Annotated in this window: 18 protein-coding genes, 1 tRNA gene and 1 pseudogene; 11 read left to right on the top strand and 9 right to left on the bottom strand. The window is 69.4% G+C overall.

Translation table 11 applies throughout. The features are described from left to right. Positions 1-5 precede the first annotated feature (5 nt). The 4 genes from JW364_RS02735 to cobC all read right to left on the bottom strand — a co-directional run bounded on the left by JW364_RS02735 (position 6) and on the right by cobC (position 3784). Positions 6-698 carry a histidine phosphatase family protein gene (locus JW364_RS02735; RefSeq protein WP_068971677.1) on the bottom strand — a complete coding sequence of 231 codons (693 nt, stop codon included), beginning with the start codon at positions 696-698 and terminating at the stop codon, positions 6-8. A gap of 4 nt (positions 699-702) precedes the next feature. Then, the gene (locus JW364_RS02730; RefSeq protein WP_058253125.1) at positions 703-1440 is read right to left on the bottom strand and encodes a zinc ribbon domain-containing protein; all 738 of its coding nucleotides are present in this window, start codon (positions 1438-1440) and stop codon (positions 703-705) included. An 81-nt stretch (positions 1441-1521) separates the two neighbouring features. Next, positions 1522-2634, bottom strand: a complete 1113-nt coding sequence (locus JW364_RS02725) for a Nif3-like dinuclear metal center hexameric protein (protein WP_137808542.1) — start codon at positions 2632-2634, stop codon at positions 1522-1524. A 7-nt stretch (positions 2635-2641) separates the two neighbouring features. Beyond that, entirely contained in the window at positions 2642-3784 is a 1143-nt protein-coding gene (cobC, locus tag JW364_RS02720; protein WP_068971675.1) for an Rv2231c family pyridoxal phosphate-dependent protein CobC, read from the bottom strand. A 30-nt stretch (positions 3785-3814) separates the two neighbouring features. Between cobC and JW364_RS02715 the strand changes: the two genes are divergently transcribed. Together JW364_RS02715 and JW364_RS02710 are read left to right on the top strand one after the other, a co-directional pair. Beyond that, positions 3815-4501 carry an HAD hydrolase-like protein gene (locus tag JW364_RS02715; protein WP_068971690.1) on the top strand — a complete coding sequence of 229 codons (687 nt, stop codon included), beginning with the start codon at positions 3815-3817 and terminating at the stop codon, positions 4499-4501. Between the two features lie 50 nt (positions 4502-4551). Next, positions 4552-5031: a low molecular weight protein-tyrosine-phosphatase gene (locus tag JW364_RS02710; RefSeq protein ID WP_068971674.1), complete on the top strand. Its 480-nt coding sequence runs from the start codon at positions 4552-4554 to the stop codon at positions 5029-5031. Between the two features lie 276 nt (positions 5032-5307). On the opposite strand, the gene JW364_RS02705 is transcribed toward JW364_RS02710, so the two are convergent. Then, positions 5308-6312, bottom strand: a complete 1005-nt coding sequence (locus JW364_RS02705) for a putative zinc-binding metallopeptidase (RefSeq protein ID WP_058253129.1) — start codon at positions 6310-6312, stop codon at positions 5308-5310. Positions 6313-6349: 37 nt separating this feature from the next. Between JW364_RS02705 and JW364_RS02700 the strand changes: the two genes are divergently transcribed. Continuing rightward, on the top strand, positions 6350-7336 hold the full coding sequence (locus JW364_RS02700; protein WP_171011517.1) for an SURF1 family protein: 987 nt from the start codon (positions 6350-6352) through the stop codon (positions 7334-7336). On the opposite strand, the gene JW364_RS02695 is transcribed toward JW364_RS02700, so the two are convergent. Continuing rightward, positions 7314-8318: a cobalamin biosynthesis protein gene (locus JW364_RS02695; RefSeq protein ID WP_137808466.1), complete on the bottom strand. Its 1005-nt coding sequence runs from the start codon at positions 8316-8318 to the stop codon at positions 7314-7316. The genes JW364_RS02700 and JW364_RS02695 overlap by 23 nt on opposite strands. A 122-nt stretch (positions 8319-8440) precedes the next feature. On the opposite strand from JW364_RS02695, the gene JW364_RS02690 reads away from it, so the two are divergent. The 3 genes and pseudogenes from JW364_RS02690 to JW364_RS02680 all read left to right on the top strand — a co-directional run. Next, positions 8441-9250 carry a spermidine synthase gene (locus tag JW364_RS02690; protein WP_058253131.1) on the top strand — a complete coding sequence of 270 codons (810 nt, stop codon included), beginning with the start codon at positions 8441-8443 and terminating at the stop codon, positions 9248-9250. Positions 9251-9381: 131 nt separating this feature from the next. Next, on the top strand, positions 9382-11361 hold the full coding sequence (locus JW364_RS02685) for a protein kinase (RefSeq protein WP_068971558.1): 1980 nt from the start codon (positions 9382-9384) through the stop codon (positions 11359-11361). 64 nt (positions 11362-11425) lie between these two features. Further along, positions 11426-12153 (top strand): annotated as a pseudogene (locus JW364_RS02680) (endonuclease domain-containing protein); the annotation flags it as partial. A 73-nt stretch (positions 12154-12226) separates the two neighbouring features. On the opposite strand, the gene JW364_RS02675 reads toward JW364_RS02680, so the two are convergent. After that, positions 12227-13051 (bottom strand): maleylpyruvate isomerase family mycothiol-dependent enzyme, encoded by an 825-nt coding sequence (locus JW364_RS02675; protein WP_058253133.1) that lies wholly within the window; start codon positions 13049-13051, stop codon positions 12227-12229. A gap of 158 nt (positions 13052-13209) precedes the next feature. Here JW364_RS02675 and JW364_RS02670 point away from each other — a divergent pair, with 158 nt between their 5' ends. From JW364_RS02670 to JW364_RS02650, 5 genes are all read left to right on the top strand, one after another. Further along, positions 13210-14775 carry a serine/threonine-protein kinase gene (locus JW364_RS02670; RefSeq protein WP_068971557.1) on the top strand — a complete coding sequence of 522 codons (1566 nt, stop codon included), beginning with the start codon at positions 13210-13212 and terminating at the stop codon, positions 14773-14775. 70 nt (positions 14776-14845) lie between these two features. After that, positions 14846-15829: a YafY family protein gene (locus JW364_RS02665; protein ID WP_068971556.1), complete on the top strand. Its 984-nt coding sequence runs from the start codon at positions 14846-14848 to the stop codon at positions 15827-15829. Between the two features lie 102 nt (positions 15830-15931). Next, complete coding sequence (locus tag JW364_RS02660) at positions 15932-17023, top strand: NAD(P)H-binding protein (RefSeq protein ID WP_068971555.1); 1092 nt, start codon at positions 15932-15934, stop codon at positions 17021-17023. 51 nt (positions 17024-17074) lie between these two features. Further along, positions 17075-17782, top strand: a complete 708-nt coding sequence (locus tag JW364_RS02655; protein WP_068971554.1) for a type II CAAX endopeptidase family protein — start codon at positions 17075-17077, stop codon at positions 17780-17782. Between the two features lie 171 nt (positions 17783-17953). Then, a tRNA-Val gene (locus tag JW364_RS02650) sits at positions 17954-18025 on the top strand. 340 nt (positions 18026-18365) lie between these two features. Here JW364_RS02650 and JW364_RS02645 read toward each other — a convergent pair. Further along, positions 18366-18788 (bottom strand): hypothetical protein, encoded by a 423-nt coding sequence (locus JW364_RS02645; protein WP_068971553.1) that lies wholly within the window; start codon positions 18786-18788, stop codon positions 18366-18368. Then, positions 18785-19150, bottom strand: a complete 366-nt coding sequence (locus JW364_RS02640; RefSeq protein ID WP_068971552.1) for a hypothetical protein — start codon at positions 19148-19150, stop codon at positions 18785-18787. The genes JW364_RS02645 and JW364_RS02640 overlap by 4 nt, the downstream gene beginning before the upstream one ends. Positions 19151-19401: the final 251 nt, after the last annotated feature.

Raw genomic sequence — 19401 nt, 5'->3', positions numbered from 1 at the left:
CGGCGTCAGACGCGCCAGTGCGCGGCGTCGTTGACGAGCCGCACGACGGAGCCGCCGTCGTCGAAGTACTCGGCGATCGACACCGACGCGAGGTCGAGGTGCAGCCGGAACAGCAGTTCGGGTCCGACGCCGAGCGCGTCCTGCAGCAGCGTCTTGATGGGCGTGACATGCGAGACCAGCACCACGGTCTGACCCGGATACCTCTCCAGCAGTTCGGCTTTCGTCCGCGAAATGCGTTCGGCGACCTGCGCGAAGCTCTCCCCGCCGGGCGCGGGCACGGTGATGTCGGACAGCCACGCGCGGTGCAGATCCGGGTCACGCTGCGACGCCTCGGTGAACGTCAGACCCTCCCAGTCACCGAAGTCGTTCTCGATCAGCCCGGGATGTTCGACGACGTCGATCCCGGTCAGGGCGGCGACCTCCTCGGCCGTCGACCGTGCACGCCGCAGCGGCGAGGTCACGATCGCGGCGATCCCCTCCTCGCGCACCACGCGCGCGGCGGCGGCGCGGGCCTGGCGTCGGCCCTCGTCGGTGAGGTCCGGGTTGCCCCGCCCGGAGTAGCGCCGCTCCACCGACAGCGGCGTCTGGCCGTGCCGGAGCAGGATCAACCGGGTCGGATCGCTGCGCCGACCCTGCCACGACGGCGCCTTGGTCGCCGAATCATGCTCGGGGACTGACTCTTCGGCGGTCGCGGTCACGAATCTAGATCCCGGACTCGGCGGTGCGCACGAGGATCGCGCCGCACTCTTCGCACCGGATCACCTCGTCGGACTGTGCCGCGGCGATGGTGGCGATGGTCCCGCGGTCGAGTTCCATCCGGCATGCACCGCATCGGCGTGCACGCAGCAGGCCGGCGCCGATGCGGCCGCCGGCGCGTTGCTTGTCGTACATCGCGAGCAGCGGCGCATCGATCTCGGCTTCGAGGGTCTCGCGGCGCTCCCGCGCGCGCGACAGGTCCTCGTCGATGGTCTCGAGGGACTTGTCGCGCCGGACCTGTGCTTCGGCGACCTTCTCCTCGAGGTGGCTGATGGTCGCCGCGGCGCGGGTGCGTTCGGATTCGACGGCCTCCTGCTGCTCCATCAGCGACAGCATCTCGTCTTCGAGCACCGCTCGCCGGCGACCCAGGCCCGCGAGTTCGTGTTGCAACTCCGACAACGCTTTCGGCGCCAGGCCACCGGCGGTCAACAGGGCCGAGTCCTTGGCCTCACGGTTGGCCATACCGGTCACCTCGGAGTCGATCCGGCGGTACTCGCGTCCGAGGTCCTCGGCGGCGATCTCCGCGCGCACCAGATCGTCACGGGCGGCATCGATCGCGGAGTTGTGTTCGGCGATCTCGGCGTCCTCCGGCAGGGTCTTGCGGCGATGGACGAGACGATTGATCTCGGCATCGGAGTCCGCGAGATCGAGCAGCAGTCGCTGCACGGCGGCGTCGACTTTCATTGCGGTCTCCTCTTCGGCGAAAGTCCCCCCACCGTACGCGGGGGGCGCGCGAGTGCCGGCGGCGGCTCGGTTTCTCCCGAGTCAGCCCGCACTGTGCAGCGCGAACGGATCGGTCGGCGCCTCGAAGACACTCACCGGCGTGCCCAATTCGGCCTCGAGCAGCGCATCGACCTGCGCACACCACGGGAACTCGGTCGCCCAGTGTCCGGCGTCGACCAGGGCCGGCCCGCCGTCGCGCAGACTCTCGTCGACCGGATGATGACGGAGATCACCGGTCAGGTAGACGTCGACGCCGAGACCGCGGACACGTCCGAGCAAGGAGTCCCCGGCTCCGCCGCACACCGCGACGGTCCGTACCAGCGCGTCCGGGTCTCCCGCGGCGCGGACACCCGCCGGGGTGCGCAACACCCGGGCGGCCTCGGCGACGAAATCGCGCAACGTCATCGGCTCGGTGAGCGACCCGACGCGGCCCAGCCCGACATCGCTGCCCAGGTCGGCCAGTTCGAACACGTCGAAGGCCGGCTCCTCGTACGGGTGCGCGTCGCGCAGAGCGCGCAGGACGCCGGCCCGCAGTCCGCGCGAGGCGACCATCTCGACCCGGGCCTCGTCGACGTGGGTGCGCATCCCGATCTCGCCGATGGTCGGTGAGGCGTCCTCGCCGGCCTCGAATTGCCCGGTTCCGACGACCGTCCACGAGCAGTCCCGGTAGTCGCCGATCGCCCCCGCACCCGCGGCGAACATCGCCTCGCTGACCTGCTCGACGTTGCCCTCCGGCACCATCACGACCCACTTGTCCATTGCCGCAACCGGTTTCGGGTCGATGGGGACGGTGCCGCGCAGCCCGAGCCGGTCGGCCAGCGCGTCGGAGACGCCGGGCCGCGCACTGTCGGCGTTGGTGTGTGCGCACAACAGCGCGATCCCGTTGCGGATCAGCCGATGGACGATCCGGCCCTTGGGGGTGTCGGCGGCCACGGTGGTGACACCGCGCAGGAGGAGCGGGTGATGGGCGACGATGATCCCTGCGCCGGCCGCGACCGCGGCGTCGACCACCGCATCGGTGACGTCCACGCACACCAGCACGCCGCGCGCCGGGTCGGCCCGGTCGCCACACACCAGACCGACCGCATCCCACGATTCGGCGAGGGCGGGCGGATAAGCCCGCTCCACGACGTCGACCACGTCGCCCACCGTCACAGTCGCGTCAGACGCGTTCGCCGGTTCCACTGTCGATCTCCTCTCGTACCAACTCGATCGCCCGCGTGAGCGCGCGGACCTGCGGAAGTGCCCGGACGGCAAGACGAAGATGCGAGTCGCCGAGGCCGACGAAATTGGCGCAGCTGCGCACCGCGAATCCGTGGCGGATCAGCCGCTGCTTCACCTCGGTGGCGTGGGCCATCTCGACGAGCAGGAAGGGCGCCGCGGGCTCGGCCGCCACTCGGAGCCCGATCCGCGTCAGCTCGGCGACCATCTCGCTGCGCTCGTCGGCGACCCGCCGCGCGACCGCGGCGCAGTATCGCTGCCCCTGTTGCTCGACACAGGCGGTCAGCGCGGCCAGCGCGGGGGTCGACACGGCCCACGGTCGTCGGCCGGCACGGAGTCGATCGAGCAGGTCGACCGGCCCGAGCAGATAACCCGCGCGGAGTCCAGCGAGACCGAAAGTCTTTGTCACACTGCGGATCACGAGAAGGTCGGGCCAGTCGACCGAGGCGAGGGACTGGGGTTCGAGTGACCCGTCGGCGCCCAGGGTGAGGTCGGCGAAGGCCTCGTCGACGACGAGGATCCGTCCCGGCCTGCGCAATGCGGCGATGGCCTCGACCGGGTGCAGCACCGACGTCGGGTTCGTGGGATTGCCCAGGATGACGAGATCGGCGTCGTCCGGCACGGCGGTCCCGCTGTCTCCCGGACCGGGCAGCTCCCAGGGTGCGGCCAGCGCGACCTGCGTGATCGGGATGCCCGCGGCGCGGAGCACGACCTCCGGCTCGGTGAACGACGGTTGGATCAGGGCCGCGTGACGAACCCCCAGCCGCGGGAGCATCTCGAACCCGTCGGCGGCTCCGGAGAGCAGCAGCACTTCCTCGGGGCGACGGCCGTGTGCCGCGGCGATCGCGTCGACGGCTCGTCGCTCCTGCGCTCCGGTCGGATATCGCGCAAGATCGTCGAGTCCCGACCGGATGGCGTCGAGGACGAACGCCGGAGGTGTACCGCGGACGTTCACGGCGAAGTCGACGAGCCCCGGCGTGGCGTCCTGGTCGCCGTGACGTTCCGGGTCGGTCAGATCGGCGCGCGGCGGCGGTGTCCCGGCCGGGCCGGTCTCGACGTCGAGCGCGTCGTACCCAACTGTCATGTGTTCAGACCTTACGTGCACGATGGAGAGGTGACGACGACGCCGGATCCCCGCCATCCCGAGACCGTCCTACTCGTCGACCTCGACGGCACGGTCACCGACAGTTTCGCAGGTATCGAGAACAGCTTTCGGCATGCTCTCGCCGTGGTCGGGGCGCCCGAGCCCGACCCGCGCATCGTGGCCGGCATCGCCGGGCCGCCGATGATCGACACGCTGAATGCCCTGGGCCTCTCCCCCGAGACGGCCGACAAGGCGATGCGCGCGTACCGAGAGCGATACACCGAGGTGGGCTGGCTGGAGAACTCGGTGTTCGACGGGATGGCCGAGCTGCTCGCCGATCTGGCCGCCGGCGGCCGGACCCTGGCGATCGCGACGTCGAAGAACCAGACCACCGCGCGTCGGATCCTCGAGCACTTCGATCTGGCCGGACACTTCCGCTACATCGCCGGGGCCAGCGACGACGGTACCCGCCGCGAGAAAGCCGACGTGATCACCTCCGCCCTCGCCGAACTCGGACTGCCCACCGACCCGCAGACCGGGCACGTGACCACTCCGGTCGTGATGATCGGCGACCGCAGCCATGACGTGCTGGGCGCGGCCGAATTCGGCATCTCAGCGATTCTCGTGCGGTGGGGTTACGCTCTGGGCGGGGAGGACCAGGGTGCGACCTGGGTGGTCGAGTCCGTGGCCGAACTCCGCGACGTCCTGGGTGCGTGACCTCGTACCCGACGACCGGCTGAGGCGCACATCGACTTGTTGAGGTAGCAGTGTCTGACGAACTTCACATCTGCTTCGTGTGTACGGGCAACATCTGCCGGTCACCGATGGCGCAGAACATCTTCCGAACGGCACTCGACGACGCCGGACTCGGCGGCAAGGTGCGTGTGTCCAGTTGCGGGACGAGCGGCTATCACATCGGTGAGCCGGCCGACAATCGCGCGCGAACCGAATTGGTCGCGCACGGCTACTCCGACGCACATGTCGCCGCGTTGATCGGACCTGAACATTTCGAGGCCGACCTTCTGCTCGCGATGGACGAGGGCCACGTGCGCGAACTCGAACGCAAACGTCTCGGCGACCGCACACGACTGCTGCGCTCGTTCGATCCGTCCGCGCCCGCCGACGACCTCGATCTCGCCGACCCGTACTACGGCACCCCCGACGACTTCGTGGTGACACGCGAACAGATCGAGGGTTCGATGCCGGGCCTGATCGACTGGGTGCGGGCCGAAATAGGGGTGTCCTGATCCGAAAGAACCACAAAACCGCCGGTCTGTCCTCTGCTCCCTGAGGAGCGCTCGGAGCTTGCGGAGGGCGCGTCACGAAGGGTCTGCCGACCGAGGTTGCGAAGACCCTCGTGACGCTCGCAAGTGTCTCGCGTACCTGCGCCGATTTGTGACCGACAGACTTCAACTCGACCCCTGGACCTCGATCGAAGTCTAGGAGTCGAGTTGAAGTCTGCCGGTCGCCGGCAACGCCCTCTCCTCAGCGGCCAAGCAGTGCGGGTGCCGGGAGCCCAGATCTCAAGCCGCCGGCGCGATGAGATTGTGCACGAAGCGGATCTTGGTCAGAACCGTCTCGGGCAGCACGAATGGGTAGAGGTCGGGATGGCCCATCGACCGGTTGATCTGGTTGAGCGCCCACGTCAGCGGTAGCCACTCGTCGATGACCCGGTCGAATCCCACGTCCCCGGGCGGCACCCCGTCGAAGGTCGTGCCCGCGGGCGCCATGGCGAACGCCGCTGCGGTGTCGAGCGTGTCGCGGATGTGCAGGTAGTGCGCGAACGTCTCCGCGAAATCCTCCGCCGGGTGCATCGTCGCGTATGAGGACACGAAGTCCTGCCGCCAGCCCTCGGGAGCGCCCTCGCTGTAGTGGCGGTCGAGAGCCGCCTGATAGTCGTCGTCGGGGTTTCCGAACAGCTCCTCGAAGCCCGCTCGTCGCTCGTCGGTGATGAGGACGAGTTGGTAGTAGTGGCCGATCTCATGCCGGAAGTGCCCGAGGACGGTCCGGTACGGTTCGGCGAGTTCGACGCGCATCTGTTCGCGGTGGACGTCGTCCCCCTCGGCGAGGTCGAGGGTGATGACGCCGTTCGCATGACCGGTGATGACCGACTGCTTCGCACTGGAGAGCAGGTCGAAGGCCAGCCCGGACTCCGGGTTCTCCTCCCGGGTCTCGATGGGGAGCCCGAGTTCGTCGAGTTCCAGGATGAGGCGACGCTTGGCGGTCTCGGTCTGGCCGAAGATGACCAGCGCCTCGGGATCGTCGTCGCCGGGACGGGTACGGGTGAGGCGGCACGACTCACACATGGTCGGCTTGCCGCTCCACTTCACCAGCCAATTGCATTGCGCGACCTTGGTATTGGCACAGCGTTCGAGCAGCACGCCGTCCACCTCCACGCGCGCCTGGTCGTCGAGGACGTGGATGGTCCTGGTCTTCAGCCAGAAGCCGAGCGGGCTCCGGCAGTTCAGACACAGACTGTTCTCGAAGGAGAGACGCTGACCGCACTTCAAGCAGAGGAAGTCTCGCATTTCGATCAGGCTACCCCCGCTCGGTAGCCTGGGCGGTGTGCACGTACTGCGAACGATCCTCCGGCCCGGGTGGATTGCCCTCGGTCTCGTGGTCGCGGCGTTCGCGGTGGCCTGCTTCACCCTGCTCGCGCCCTGGCAGCTGGGCAAGAACTCCGACACCGAACGCCGCAACGACCTGATCCGCACTGCCACGTCGATCGAGACGGCACCGTTGGCGGAGGTGGCGCCGTCGTCGACCTTCGTGCCGTCCTCGGAGTGGCGTTCGGTCGCGGTGACCGGGCGGTACCTGACGGACCGGCAGGCTCTCGTCCGGCTCCGCAACGTCGATCAGCGCCCCGCGGTGGAGGTGCTCACCCCGTTCGCGGTCAGCGGGTCCGACCGGGTCATCCTCGTCAACCGCGGTTTCGTCCGCCCGGTCGAGGGAGCGGTCCCCGACATCCCGGCCCCGCCCGTCGGCGAGCAAACCGTCGACGGCCGCATCCGGGCCGCCGAGAGCGTGAGCACCGACCGCGGCACACGCGTCGAGAACGGCGCACTGACCGTCGCGACCATCAACCCGGGGCTGGTGTCCGCGGCGACGTCCACCCCGATGGACGACTTCTACCTGCAGCTCTCCCCCGACCAGCCGGGCTCGCTCGGCGAGATCCCGCTGCCCCAGCTCGACACCGGCCCCTACCTGTCGTACGGCCTGCAGTGGCTCGCCTTCGGCGTGATGGCCCCCCTCGGCGTCGGCTACTTCCTCTACTCCGAGATCCGCGCCCGTCGCCGGGCTGCCGCTGCGGCCACCGAGACATCGGCGACCGCGGCCGCCGGCACCGCCGTCGACCAGCCGTCCGACCCGGTCGCCGCTGCCACCACGACCGTCGAGTCCCGCTCCCAGCGCCGGCAGCACCGTCGAGAGGAATTGCGGGCCGCCGCCGGGACGACGGTGACCCAGCAGGTCGGCGACATCGGCCATGGCCCGCGCGCCGGTGACGAATCCGGCGACGTCCGCGACAAGCTCACCCGGCGATACGGCGGCTGAGCCGCCTCGCCGCGGCTCCGACGCCCGGTCGTACCACGGCGACGACCGCGCAGGTGAGCACCGTCGCGCGTTGCACGCGCCGCGACAAGGCGACCGCGGCTCGGAGATCGGCCGGCCCCGGCGCCGGTCCGGAACCGAGCGTCGGACGCATCTCGACGCCGTACGGGTAGACGGTCCGACCGCCCAGCTGCACCCCCAGCGCCCCGGCGAACCCGGCTTCGACGACCCCCGCGTTCGGACTCGGGTGGGCACTGCTGTCCCGGCGCCACGCCGCGATCGTCCGCCGCGGGGCGCCGCCGATCACCACCAGCAGCGAACCCGCCAGCCGCGCGGGCAGCAGGTTCACGAGATCGTCGAGGCGCGCGGCCGCCCAGCCGAAGTTCCGGTAGCGCTCACTCCGATAGCCGACCATCGCATCGAGCGTGTTGACCGCCCGATACCCCAGCACTCCGGGGACACCCGCCAGTGCACCCCACACCAGCGGACCGACGGTCGCATCGGAGGTGTTCTCGGCGATCGACTCGAGAGCTGCACGGCAGAGCCCCGCCTCGTCGAGTGACTCCGGGTCCCGGCCGCACAGGCTGGGAATGAGCGCTCGCGCACCCTCGAGGTCCTCGGCCTCCAACGCTTGCGCGACCGCATCGCCGACCCGACACAGCGACGTGCCGCCCAGCGCCACCCACGTCGACGCCGCGGTCACCGCGACGTCGACAACGCCTGCAGATCGCCGACCGGGCAACGCCGCGAGCGCCACCGTCGAACCGACCATCACCCCGACCAGCCCGACGCCCGCCGCCCGCGAGTCCCGGTACATACGCCGCTCGACCGCACCCGTCAGCCGTCCGAATCCGGCCACCGGGTGACCGCGCGACGGATCACCGAACAGCTCGTCGAGCACGAACCCGGCCACCAACCCCGCCGCGGTGACGTCACCACGACGGCGATCGGGGTGCGGACTACGGAAACGCGACGGTCTGGGCACCGCGCGATGGTATCCACCCGGGCTCGTGTGCCTCCGGCCCGCTCGCTTCGCTCCCGGCGCCGGCACCCATTCGGCCCGCTCGCTTCGCTCCCGGCGCCGGGCCCGTGCCACACTTGGCCCCCGTGGCCCGGACAACCGCACACCCGACACCCGGTCGGTACGACATCGACACCGGCGTCGCCGAGTTGAGCCCCGACACCATCGCGGGCGGGTGGCTGCTGACCATCAACGGGGCGCACAGCTCGCACATCCACCCCGACGACCCGACCGCGCTCGACTTCGACTACCTGCGGCAGATGGCGGCCGTCATCGACGAACGGCACCCGACGACCGATCGACTCCGGGTCCTGCATCTCGGTGGGGCGGCCTGCGCATTGGCGCGCCACCTCGACCACCGCTACCCGGACGCCCGCCAGGTGGCCGTCGAGATCGACGCCGAACTCGCACGCCTCGTACGGGAGTGGTTCGACCTCCCTCGTGCGCCGAAACTCCGGATCCGGGTCGGCGATGCGCGGCAAGTCGTCGAGTCGCTGCAGCCGGGCACCCGCGAGGTCGTCGTACGGGACGCGTTCGCCGGCGATCGCACCCCACGGCACCTCACGACGCGCGAATTCACCGAACGCGTCCGCGACGTTCTCGTCCCCGGCGGCCTGTATCTCGCCAACTGCGGCGACAGCCGGGACCTCGCCGGCGCCCGCGCCGAAGCCGCGACCGTCGGATCGGTGTTCGACCATCTCGCGCTCATCGCCGACGCCGCGATGTTCAAAGGTCGACGCACCGGCAACATCGTGATCGCGGGTAGCGACACCCCGCTCGATCCGTCGGCCTCCCTCGTCCGCACCCTGCTCAGCGATCCGCTACCGGCGCAAATCCTCTCCGGTGACCGGGCCCGCGAGTTCGCCCGCGGCGAGGCCCTGACCGACGAGCCGTGAAGCACCGGGGTGGTCGCGCGGCCGCCCGCCGGACGCGGTGTCGTGACCCGGCTGCCGGCACACGCTGCACACCCGTTGTCGCCAATGGATAGGGTTGGGTTCGATCCCGACGCCGAGGAACCGAGGATGACGTGAGCGATCCATCGTCGCGTGCGGGTACGACGCTGGGTCCGTACCGCATCGACAGACTCCTGGGTCGTGGCGGGATGGGTGAGGTCTACGAGGCCTACGACGCCGTCCGGGAACGCCGCGTCGCCCTGAAACTCCTGCCCCCACACTTGGTGCACGACAAGGACTTCCGCGAGCGCTTCGAGCGGGAGTCGAAGACCGCGGCGAAGCTCTCCGACCCGCACGTCATCCCGATCCACGACTGGGGCGAGAAGGACGGCGTCCTCTTCATCGACATGCGGCTCGTCGACGGGCAGGACCTGCGCAAGCTGCTCGCCGCCGGTCCGCTGCCCGCCGCCCGGGCGGTTGCGATCCTCGGCCAGGTGGCGTCGGCTCTCGACGCCGCGCACCGCAACGGCCTCGTCCACCGAGACATCAAGCCGGACAACATCCTCGTCGACGCCGACGACTTCGCCTACCTCGTCGACTTCGGCATCGCGCAGGGCGCGAGCGACAGCCGCCTCACCCAGATCGGGACCGCGCTCGGGACACTCGCCTACATGGCGCCGGAGCGGTTCGGCGACGACCCCGCCGGGCCGAGTTCGGACAACTACGCGTTGGCCTGCGTGTTGTACGAAAGTGTCACCGGTCAGACCCCGTATCCGGTGAAAACCGACCAGGGTCTGATGGCCGCGCACATCACCAAGGAACCGCCGACGATGGGCGGTCCGCTCGACCCGGTCATCGCGCGCGGACTCGCCAAGGATCCGGCGCAGCGCTATCCGACGGCGCGCGAACTGATCCGGGCCGCGGCGTCGGCGCTGACCGAACCGCCCGCGTCGTCGGCACCGCCGACGGTGACACCGCGCATCGTGACACCGCCCCCGATGGCCCCGCCCACCTACGCGCCCGGAGGGGCCGGCGCCGACGCGTTTCGCAAGCCCGGGAGTCCGGTCCCCTCGGATCGCACGGTCATCTCGCCCGGCACACCCGCGCCCGGACAGCCCGGCAGCGCCCCCGGGTTCGGGCCACCGCCGGGACAGTCCGGCCCGCAACGACATTCGGGTCCCCAGTCCTATTCGGGCCCCCAGTCGCATTCGGGCGCGCCGTCCTACCCGGGTCCCCAACGCTCGGGTCCCCAGTCCTATTCGGCTCCCCAGCGCTCCGGCCCGCAACAGTTCTCCGGCCCGCAACAGTTCGCGGGCCCGGGCCAGTGGGGCACCCCGACCGCCCCGCCGCGGAAATCGAACACCGGACGGAATGTGGCCATCGCGGTGGGTGCCGGGCTGGTCGTGATCGCGCTGGCGGTCACCGGCATCATCGTGGTCCTGGCCGGTTCGGGCGGCGGCGACCCGGCCCCGCCGAGCACGTCGACCAGCGCGATCCCGGCGGGCACCGTTGCGTGCGACTACCCGACACGAACCGCGGTCGGCGGCATCACCCAGCCCGCTCCCGCCCCGAGCCAGCCGAACACCGGAACGGTCGACGCGCAGATCCCCATTGCCGGCCAGGGCACGATCGACCTGACGCTCGACCGTGCCGAGGCGCCCTGCAACGTGGGGGCGATGGTGTCGTTGATCGAGTCCGGTTTCTACGACAACAGCAAGTGTCACCGCGCGTCGCGGCAGTACCTCATCTGCGGCTCGTCCGGCGGCCGGGAGGGCACCAACCCGGGCTGGACCAGCCCGGACGAGCTGCCCGAGAACCTGCCGTCGGCGGGCACCGACGACGACGGCGTACCGCAGGTCACCTATCCGCGCGGCACCGTCGGCATCCTCGATCTGCCAGACGACGAAGGCGCGACCGGCTCGACGACGTTCTTCCTGCTCGCCGACGACACCGACCTCCCGCTGACCTACTCGACCGTCGGCACCATCGACCCGTCCGGACTCGCCGTCCTCGACAAGGTCCTGGCAGGCGGTTTCACCCCGAATGCCCCGGGTGCGGCGTCGGGCCCGCCGAAGCAGAACCTGCTGATCCAAAAAGCGACCGTCGGCGGGTGACCCGCGGAGTCCATGTGGATCCAGTTGCGGTTTGTCCCGGCAACCGGGACAAACCGCAACCGGAATTCTGGGCCATCACCGATCGGCGCGCGCACAGGCACGGATCGCGGTGCTCTCCGTGAGCTCGACGCCGCGTTGGGTGGGGTTGCCGCCGCTTGGTGGTTGGGCCTCCACCCGAAAGAGCCCCGAAAACACCTCGTGGCCACCGGTTCTCACAGAGCGCATACGCGCTCGTCAGCGACTGCGGTGGTCCGGCACCGCCGCTTGACCGACGCCGACGTCACCACGCACGCCGACCTCAGGGTCACCGCAGCGGCGCTCACCGTCCTCGACGCCTCCGCCGAACTCGGAATCGCTGTCCTCGATTCGGCTCTTCTCTCCGGCGCGGTGAAACTCACCGACCTGCAGGCCGCACACTCGCGCTACCCCGGGCGGCATGGTTCTCCGGCCATCACTCAGTACTTGCGACTCCTCGGCGACGGCGCGCGATCGGAGGCGGAGCGAATCGTGGCCACGTTGTTTCGCGAGTCGGGCATAGTGAGCTGGACACCGAACGTGGGCGCCGAGGGATATGTCGTCGACGTGGCCTTCACCCGGGAGAAGCTGGCTGTCGAAATCGACGGATTCGCCTACCACCGCGATGTCACGACGTTTCAGCGAGATCGGACAAAGCGCAATGCGCTCATCGCCGCGGGCTGGACCGTCCTGAACTTCACCTGGGCCGACATCGTCGAACGCGGCGATCAGGTGGTGACCACGGTGAGAAATGCCTTGAGCCGTTCGGCCGCCTGATCCGGTTGCGACTTGTCCCGCAAAGCGATACAAACCGCAACCAAATCAGGACTAGCCGCCGAGGTCCACCCGACTAGATCACGTAGTTCATCCGGCTCAGGATCGCTTGTCCGAGAACCTGGTCGCCGTGCAACTCCACCGCAGACGAATCGGCATCCCGTCGGCCGCCGGCGTACCGCGCAAGATTCGTCGCATCCAGCCGGATACGCACGTCGGCGGCGTCGTCGCCGCCGTCGAACTCGTCGACGACACCCGCCCGGTCCCCGACGGCGATTCGCACGGTTCGCGGAGACACCCCGGTGATGTCGAAGAGGACGGTGCTGCCCTTCGGTGCATCGGCTCGCTTCCCGACGACGAAGGGCAACGACGCGCCGATCTCGTCGAGTGCGAACGACGCCGGGCCCGGCTCGGCCACGGCGGAACGATCGGTGCCGTCACGCAGGTCGATCTCGTGCACCCAACAGTCGAAGATCCGAATCCGCATGAAGCGCCCGTACGTATCCGGCCCGGCGGGCGTCATCGACTCGGCGTCGAAGTCGTTCTGCGACATGGCTTTCAGCGCCTCGGTCCGGACGCCGATGATCTCGTCGAGGGCGGCGACCACCTCGGCACGCGGCTTCGGGCGGTAATGGTCGACCCACTTCTCGTTGAGTTCGCCGATCGGGTTACGGACGTGGTCGAGGGCGCTGACCGTACGGGTGGCCTCGACGTCGCGGCCGTCGAGCATGCTTTCGGTCCCGACGATGTGGGCGACGATGTCGGCATTGGTCCAGCCGGGCAGAACCGACGGCGCCGACCACGCATCGTCGTCGAGCGCGCGGGCCAGTTCGCCGATCACGCCCCACTGCGCGATCAGAGCCTCGGTCACCTCGTCGATCGGCAGGATCGTCGTCGCCATCGTTTCTCCTCGGGTCTGGATCGGCGATCAGGGTCGCCGGCGGGTCACTCGGTTCAACCGTATCGGGGACCGATCTGCGGATCCCGGGACCCGCCGAACGGAGGACAATGCGTGGTGTCGGCCCCGGCGAACGACCCGGACACCCTACGCTTGTCCGCGTGTCTGCATCCGTGCGCGCCGGCGACCGGCTCGGTCCGTACCTCATCGACGGGTTGATCGGCCGGGGCGGAATGGGCGAGGTGTACCGCGCGACCGACACCCGCAAGGACCGGGTCGTCGCCCTGAAGCTGCTCAGCCCTCAGGTCGCCGACGACCCGGCTTTCCGTGACCGGTTCCACCGCGAGTCGCGCGTTGCCGCCCGCCTCAACGATCCACACGTCATCCCGATCCACGACTGGGGAGAGATCGAGGGGCGCCTGTTCATCGACATGCGCCTGGTCGACGGCCGCGACCTACGCACCCTGCTCCTGCAGGACGGACCCCTGCCGGCTGAACGCGCGCTGCGGATCGTCGGTCAGATCGGTGACGCCCTCGATGCTGCGCATCGATCCGGCCTCGTCCACCGCGACGTCAAACCCGACAACATTCTCGTCGACGATCGCGACTTCGCGTACCTCGTGGATTTCGGTCTCGCACAGGCGGACACCGACACACGGTTCACGAGCACCGGCACCGCAGTCGGTTCCTTCGGCTACATGGCGCCGGAGCGGTTCGGCGACGATGCCGTGGGGCCGCCCGCCGACATCTACGCGCTGGCGTGCGTGCTGTTCGAATGTCTCGCCGGAGTGCACCCGTTCGCCTCGGCGACCACCATCGAGCGGTTGATCGCCGCCCACCTCACCGCCCCGCCGCCGCGCCTCGGTGCCGCGATCGATCACGTCATCGCCCGCGGGATGGCGAAAGATCCGTCGCAGCGCCAGCTCTCGGCGGCGGCGCTGGTCGCCGACGCCGGCGGTGCCCTGCGGTCGGAGCCTCTCTGTGGCGCGCCGACGATCGTCCCGGCCGGAACCCCCACCGTCGTGCCCGCCACCCCGTCGGCATCGACACCCGCCGCTCCAGCCGGGCCGTGGGACGCCACCCGGGCCGCGGTCTGGACCACACCGCCCCGCCGCCGGTCACCTCTCGTTCCCATCGTCGTGGCGACGTCCGTCGTGCTGCTGATCTGCGCCGGCGTCGTCGCCTGGGCGATCGTCACGACCGAGCGGGACAACCCGGCGACCACAGCCGCCGACGCATCCGCAGTGTCCACGACCACCGAGGCGGCGCCCCAGCCAACGACGCCGACGCCGGCCGAACCGACGCCCCTTCCCGGACCGACTTTGCAACCGGGCCCCGCGTCGCAGCCGGGTCCGGCACCCCGGCCGTCGGCGAGTCCTCAACCCGCAATCGTCCCCGGCGATCTCGGTCTCACCGTGCCGATGACCCGGCCGGCGTGCGACGGCACGGGGATCGTCGTGGTCGCCAACGCGACCGCACCCGGGAACTACCCCGGCGAGGTGCAGTCCTATTTGAACCAGTACCCGGGTGCGAGCTACTTGCGCACAGATCAGTCGTGTCCGTCGCTGAAGCAGGTGAGCGATGACGGCACTCCGATCTATGCGGTCTACTACGTCGCGGGCCGCACTCTCGAGGACATCTGCACGATGCGCAACCAGATCGGCGGCCTTGCATACGGCCGCTGGCTCGACTACACCACCGACCCGGAATCGCAGATCACCTGCTGACCGCGCCCCTACAGGGACGACGCGACGAACAAGGACCGGACCTGTCCGCATCGTCGGGCAGGATGGGCACATGTTGGAAACCTCCGCGCGGTTGCTCGCGTTGCTGTCGCTACTGCAGACACGACGCGAGTGGTCGGGCCCCGAACTCGCCGAGCGCCTCGACATCACCACCCGCACCGTGCGGCGCGACATCGACAAACTGCGCGAGCTGGGCTACCCGGTGGACGCCAACGTCGGCTCGCGCGGTGGCTATCGGCTGGGTGCCGGCGCGGAGATGCCGCCGCTGCTGCTCGACGACCAGGAGGTCCTCGCGGTCGCTCTGGGGCTCGACGCGGTGACGACCGGTGCGGTCGCCGACATGGCGGAGGCCTCGGCGGGCGCGCTCGCGAAGCTGCGTCAGGTCATGCCGTCGAGGCTGCGCCACCGACTCGACGCCCTGCGGATCGAGGCCGTGCCCCGTACCGCGCCGGCGAGCGCGGTGTCCGCCGACCGGCTCACCGAGATCGCGACCGCATGCCATCGGAACGAGCGGCTGCGGTTCGACTATCGGCGCAACGACGGGGAGGAGAGCCGACGCGAGATCGAACCCTATCGACTCGTCCGCAACGGGAACCGTTGGTATCTGGTCGGTTTCGACATCCAACGCGGCGCCTGGCGGTCGTACCGGGTCGACCGGATGGAACCGAAGGTGCCGACCGGACCGCGTTTCACCCCGCGCGAACCACCCGAGGGCGGCGCGGCGGCGTTCGTACTGCGCGGTCTCGGGTCCGTCTACCGACGCGTCACGGCGCGGGTGCGTATCCACGCCTCGCTCGACGCGGTGTCGGCGATGGTCCACGAATCGTGGGGTGCACTCGAGTCCGGCGACGAGCACAGTTGCGAGATCACGCTGTACAGCACGTCGCTCGCGGAGATCGCTCGCTGGCTGTACGCCTTCGGCGCGGATTTCACCGTGATCGAACCGGTTGAACTCCGGGCCGAGTTGGTGGCCGCCGCGGAGTACCACGACCGGGTCGCCGAACGGTACCGACGGGCAGTCGTCGCGCAACCGTGACCGTCACCGACGCCGTTACCCGACCGTGACATCGGCACCGTGTCTGTCACATGGACGCTCCCGAGCCGACCGACTCCGCCGATTTTCTCTACCGTCGGTGTCATGCGACTTCTCATCACTGGCGCCACGGGGTACGTCGGTTCCCGCTTGGTGTGCGCACTGCTCAAGCAGGGACACGACGTGGTCGTCACGTCACGGGACACCCGGAAGCTGGCCAAGTTCGGTTGGTCGGACCAAGTCAGCATGGTGACCATGGACGCCGACGACCCGGCGTCGGTCAGGAGCGCGATGTCGGACGCCGGGCAGATCGACGCGATCTACTACCTCGTCCACGCCATCGGCCAGGCCGACTTCGCGAACGGCGACCGCGACGCCGCACGCAACGTCGCCGAAGCCGCGCGTGACGCCGGAGTGGGACGGATCATCTATCTCGGCGGTTTCGTGCCGTCGGACGACAAACTGTCCACCCATCTGCAGAGCCGCGCCGACGTCGCCGACGGACTGGTGGTCGACGGCGGGCCCGAACTGGTGTGGCTGCGCGCCGCAGTGGTCATCGGCGCGGGTTCGACGTCGTTCGAGATCATTCGCTACATGGCCGACCGACTGTCGGTGATCCCCGAACCCGAATGGATCACCAACGAGATGGATCCCATCTCCATCCGCGACGCGGTCCACTATCTGGCCGCGGCGTGCGACTCCTCCGTCTTGCCCGCCGGGAACTACGACATCTCCGGACCCGACAGCGCGCGCTACATCTCGATCCTGCACGAGTACGTGTCGGCGATCCGGATGCCGAGGCTGCGGCTACCGGTCTTCGGGATCTCGACCCGGCTCGCGGGCCGGGTCGGCGGCATGCTCGTGCCGGTCCCGGCGTCGCTCACCGAGGAGCTCGTCACCTCGCTCGACCATCCGATGACGGCGTCCGAGCACCGCATCCGCGATCTCGTCCCGCCGCCGGCGGGCGGACTGACACCGATGCGCGAGGCCGTCCACGCATCCGTGCGGTCGCCGTATCCCCGCTCGGTGTGCGACCTCGACGACCTCCACCACCTCGCCGACACCGACCCGGCCTGGGCCGGCGGCGACTGGTTGCGGGTCAAGCGCAGCGTCGTCGAGACGATCGGCACGTCCCTCGGGGTGGCCACCAAGGTCGTCGGAGTCCTCCGACCCAGTCGCGCCGATGTAGCGTCGTGAGCGGTGACCGTTAGTCGACCGACTCCCTGACCGATCGAACTAGGTGGTGATGTGCTGGTGACCTCACTGGCGCGCGACCTGTACGACTCCGTCGCCGCGGACCGCGACCCCGATCCCGGCGCCCACTACATCCGACGACGCTGGCTGGTCGGCGTCTTTCTCGTCATCGGTGCGGTGGTTCTCGGCATCTCCCTGCGCGTGGAGCCGGGTGACGCCGCGTTCTACCCGCTGACCATCGGCCTGGCGGCGGTGTGGATCGTCGGTGCGTTCGTCTCCGGACCGCTGCGGCTCGGCGCCTTCAGCCCCACCCCCTCCCGCCCGCCCGACCGGATCGGAGCGATCGGACTCGGCGTCGTCGTCGGCCTGGCCGTGGGCGGCGCGTTCGTGGTCGGCGGCCTGGCGGCACGGATGATCCCCGGCGTCAGCGACCTCGCCAACCAGGTGCTGGCCTTCGCCGACTTCGGCAGCCTCGCCGTGGTCACCGCGATCACCATGCTCAACGGCCTCGCCGAAGAGTTGTTCTTCCGCGGCTCGGTCTACTCGGCGGCCCGCCCGCACAATCCGATCCTCGTGTCGACGGTCATCTACGTGCTGGTCACCATGGCCAGCGGCAACGTGATGCTCGGCTTCGCCGGCGCGGTCCTCGGCACCGTCTGCGCCATCCTGCGGCGCAGTACCGCCGGCGTCCTGGCCCCCGCGATCACCCACGTCATCTGGGGCGCGGTGATGGTCCTGGCCCTTCCGCCCGTCTTCGCCTGACCCTCCGCTCCCCGATCCGCGAGAAGCGACCGCCATTGCTCCCTGAGGTGCGAGGAGCGAAAGCGACGAGCCTCGAAGGGCTGGCGACCCGACCACCCAGACCCGGTTTGAGCGACAGGCATCGGAGCGACTAAATTCGTGTGCGCAGCGCCACGTTCGTCAGCGCGGCACGCGCGTATAGCTCAGCGGTAGAGCTCTGGTCTTACACACCAGCGGTCGTAGGTTCAAATCCTACTGCGCGCACTCTAAAACCGCAGGTAGATACCCTTCTAGGGTATGCGGCTCGTCGAGTGGGACCGCAGTGGGACCGCAGGACCTTAGAGGGGTCGGGTCGATGTCTGCGGTCTCTGCGGTCTCATTGCCAAGGCCTGAGTCTCTTCGTGCGTGAGTGTGAGGGCTGTTGGCCTGTGTGTACCGGCTGCCCTAGCTCTGGGCTCTGTAGGCGCGTGAGGGCTGTACTGGGCTGTGGGTGGTGGGGCTGGTGGTGCGTGGGTGCGCTTGTGTGCGTGGTGGTGCGTAAGCGTGTGGTGGTGCGCTGGGGTTGGGGGTACTGGGCCTAGTACTGGGCCGGTACTGAGTGCCCCTATACGCGAGGGTAGGTGGGGGTTGGCGCTGGGGTGGTGTCGAATCGGGGCGCCTCCTCTACCTCTAGGCCGCGTTCCTGCCGGTACTCGTTGAGTTCGATGAGAAAAAGCGCTGACCGGCGGATATGCGCCCACATAGACCGGATCTCGTATTCGGTTGCGCTGGCCGGATGGACAAGTCGCGGTGAGATGAACGGCGTTGCGCTGGCCGAGGGGCTGTGGTCGATGGCCAAACCGACGAGGTGGTCGGCACGGTCGAGAATCGCGGGCAACCAATCGACGCTCCGCTCGGGCGGTTCGCTGATCTCGCATGCGCGGGCGGCAGAGCCGATGTCGAGGTGAAGCGCCGAGGTGGTCGCGCGGAGTAGGCGGGCATCGTTGCTGACCAGCAGAGATGAGTACACAAAGCGGGTGGTCGTCATGCCGGGGTCTCCTCGGTCGGTTGTGCTGGCGCTGGCCGTTGTCGTGAGAGGACCCGTTGACGGATGTCGTCGAGGTTCGGCGCGTCGAGGCGGCGCAGCTCTTCTACAACCTCGGCGACACCTTTGGCCGCTGGCGCAACAACGATGCGCTGGTCGTACGCGGACGGTCGCGCGGAGGGCGTCCCGATTGCCCATGAGGACCGTGTCGACTCGCTCGGGCGCCACCTGATCGGGCCGTAGAGCGCTTCGGCCTGCTCTTTGGCGCTGGCCATGGTCGGGAACACTTCGGCGCTGGTCGTCGAGGCGACGAGGGCTCCGGCGGTGCCGAGGGTGAGGGTTGTGACTCTGACGGTGGTGGCCATAGTGCTCCTCGTCGGCGCTGGTGGAGGGTTCGGTGCCGGGTTGTGTTGTGCGGCAGCGTATTCCACTAATTGACTAATTGTTTGCGCTGGTAGGCGCGTTTTTCGCAGTATGCCATGACTCCGAGGGGGTGCGTGTTGGCGTCGCGGCGGGTGTCCTCGGGCGGGTCGAGGGGGCGGCGCTGGCCCGGATGACGGTGGCGCTGGCGCTGGCCCTCGGGGTCGGCGAGGTGGTCGTGCTGAGCGGTGCGGTC

This window comes from Gordonia sp. BP-119, assembly GCF_016924115.1.
GTDB lineage: Bacteria > Actinomycetota > Actinomycetes > Mycobacteriales > Mycobacteriaceae > Gordonia > Gordonia hongkongensis.
This window is presented reverse-complemented; position numbering and strand designations above follow the sequence as displayed.